Genomic DNA, 2,638 nt, shown 5'->3' with positions numbered 1-2,638 from the left:
CGGCGAAGGCGCCGGAAGCGTGTGCTTCCGGCGCCTTCGCCGTGCCCGGTGACCCTCAGTCCTTGTTGGGCCGCCCGTTCGGGTTCTCCGGGATCTCGATGGAGTCGGACGGGTCCGGCTCCTCCGGATCGTCCGTCGGCTGTTGTGTCGTCGGGTCGTCCGTCGGCTCCTGCGTCGTCGGATCGTCCGTCGGCTCCTGCGTCGTCGGGTCCTCCGACGGCGGCTTCGTCGTCGGGTCCTTGGTCTCCGAGGGCTCTTCCGTCGGCTCCGTGGGCTTCTGCGTCGTCGGCTCCGCGGGGGGTGCGATGGCCGCGCCCATGGAGGTGTCCAGGTCGAACTCGCTGGGCGAGCCCATCGCCTTGAAGGTGTACGCCGCCCAGATCTGCGCGGGGAAGCTGCCGCCGTCGACACGCGGCAGTCCGCCGGCGCCCTTCATGGAGACCTGCTTGCCCTGTTCGTCCGAGCCCGTGGCGCCCTCGCCGAAGAGGCCGACCGAGGTGACCAGCTTCGGTGTGTAGCCGGTGAACCAGGCCGACTTGTTGTCGTCGGACGTACCGGTCTTGCCCGCCACGTCCTGCACCGGGCTGCGCACCGCGCTGCCCGTACCGTCGTCGACCACGCCGGTCAGGACCGAGGTGAGCGAGTCCGCGGTGCCGCGCTCGACGACCCGCTCGCCGATCGGGTCCGGCAGCTCGATCGTGCGGTCCTTGTGCTCGACGGACGCCACGAGCGCGGGGGTGACCTTCTTGCCGTGGTTGTCGAGCGTGGCGTAGACGCCCGCCATCTCCAGCGGGCTCGCGCCCATGGTGCCCAGCGTCTGGGCGGGCACGGCGGGCAGATCCTCGACGTCCATGCCGAGCTTGCCCGCGGTCTCCAGTACGTCGTCCATGCCGACGTCCACGCCCATCTGCGCGAAGACGGAGTTGATGGACTTGTTCATCGCCTTCTGGACGGTGACCTGGCCATAGCTCTTGTCGTCCTCGTTCGGCGGCGCGAAGGCGACATCGCTGCCCTTGACCGGGCGCTCGCTGGTGCCGTCGTAGACGGTGTTCGCCGTGATCGGCTGGCCGGACTGCGTCGCGCTGCCGTTCTCCAGGGCGGCGGCCAGGATCAGCGGCTTGAAGGTGGAGGCGGGCTGGTAGTCGCGCCGGGTGGCGTTGTTCGTGTAGTGCTTCACGTAGTCCCGGCCGCCGTACATCGCCAGGACCTTGCCGGTCCTGGGGTCGACGGACGCGGCGCCCGCCTGTACCCGGGCGTCGGCCTTGCGCTTCTTCGGGTCGAGCTCGTCGTTCAGCTTCTTGTCGACGGCCTTCTCGAGCTGCTTCTGCTTCTTCTCGTCGATGTTGAGCGTGATCGAATAGCCGCCCGCGTCGAACTGCTCCTCGCTGAGGTGCCCGGCCTTCATGACCTCGGCCTTGGCGCGCGTGACGAGATAACCGGTCTGGCCCTCGAGTCCCGGGGCCGCCTTGGGATCGTCCGGCACGTCGAACTTCTGGCGGTCGCGCTCGCTCGCGGACAGCCAGTTCTCCTCGACCATGTTGTCGAGCACGTAGTTCCAGCGGGCCTTGACCAGCTTCTTGCTGGCGGGCGTGGCAGAGGTCCAGTCGTACTGGCTCGGGGCCTGGAGCAGCGCGGCGAGGTAGGCGCCCTGCGAGACGCTCAGCTTCTCGGCGTCCTCGCCGTAGTACGCCTGGGCGGCGGCCTGGATTCCGTAGGCGCCGCGGCCGTAGTAGCTGGTGTTGATGTACCCGGCGAGGATGTAGTCCTTGCTCTTGTTCTGGTCCACCTTCAGCGAGATGACCAGCTCCCGGAACTTGCGGGTCACCGTCTGGTCCTGCGTCAGGTAGTAGTTCTTGACGTACTGCTGGGTGATCGTCGAGCCACCCTGCTTGCCCTTGCCGGTGACGGTGTTGATCAGGCCGCGGGCGGTGCCCTTGAAGTCGACGCCCTTGTCCTTGTAGAAGGACTTGTTCTCGGCGGCCACGAAGGTGCGCTGCACCTTCTTCGGCACCTTCTCCAGGTCGACGACCTCGCGGTTCAGCTCGCCGGTCCTGGCGATGACCTTGCCGTTCTTGTACTTGTAGACGTTGCTCTGGAGCTTGGCCGCCGCGTTGCCCTCGGGCACGTCGACCATCATGTAGAGGACGACGAAGCCGAGCATGCCGAGCAGGCAGAGCCCGAAGAACGTGCCCAGGATCTTCTTCAGCGTGAAGAAGCGGCGTATGCCCGTGCGCTTGGGTTTGCCGCCGCCGGCGGGGCGCCCGCGCGATGCCCGGCGCGCGCCGCGCTGCCGCGCTTGTCGCTCTTCCGCTCGGCCCATGAGTGTGAGTGCTCCGCTTCCGTCTCGTTCACTTTTCCGTATGCCGTGGCAAGTCAGCTCAAGAAGCTAACACCGCACCTGGGGACAAAGGACTGCCGATCCGGTCTTTTCCGGACGTGACAATCAGCACCTGCCCCACAGGAACCGGTGATTGCCCACAGTTGACCGCCCCCCAGTAGACCGACGATCCCGGGGCCGAGAAGGTTGCCCGCATCCCGAACCTGTGAGCCGCGTATCAAGGCGCGCTCAAGCGGCGCCTCCCGCGTCAGCGGCTCTGCACCAGACGTATACATGGCACGTATACACACGGTGTAGAGT

Annotated in this window: 1 protein-coding gene; it reads right to left on the bottom strand. The window is 67.1% G+C overall.

What is annotated here, in order from left to right; all coding sequences use genetic code 11:
* Window positions 1-55: 55 nt before the first annotated feature.
* Window positions 56-2,320, bottom strand: a complete 2,265-nt coding sequence (locus ACQKIP_RS44750; protein ID WP_365861722.1) for a transglycosylase domain-containing protein — start codon at window positions 2,318-2,320, stop codon at window positions 56-58.
* Window positions 2,321-2,638: the final 318 nt, after the last annotated feature.

Source organism: Streptomyces sp. NPDC059900, from assembly GCF_050270335.1.
Classification (GTDB): domain Bacteria; phylum Actinomycetota; class Actinomycetes; order Streptomycetales; family Streptomycetaceae; genus Streptomyces.
Note: the sequence above shows the minus strand (reverse complement) of the source record. Positions and strands in the feature narration are given on the sequence as shown.

What these genes read in the sequence shown, in the direction of transcription:
- ACQKIP_RS44750 (WP_365861722.1), bottom strand. Translation starts at nt 2,320, where the DNA reads ATGGGCCGAGCGGAAGAGCGACAAGCGCGGCAGCGCGGCGCGCGCCGG.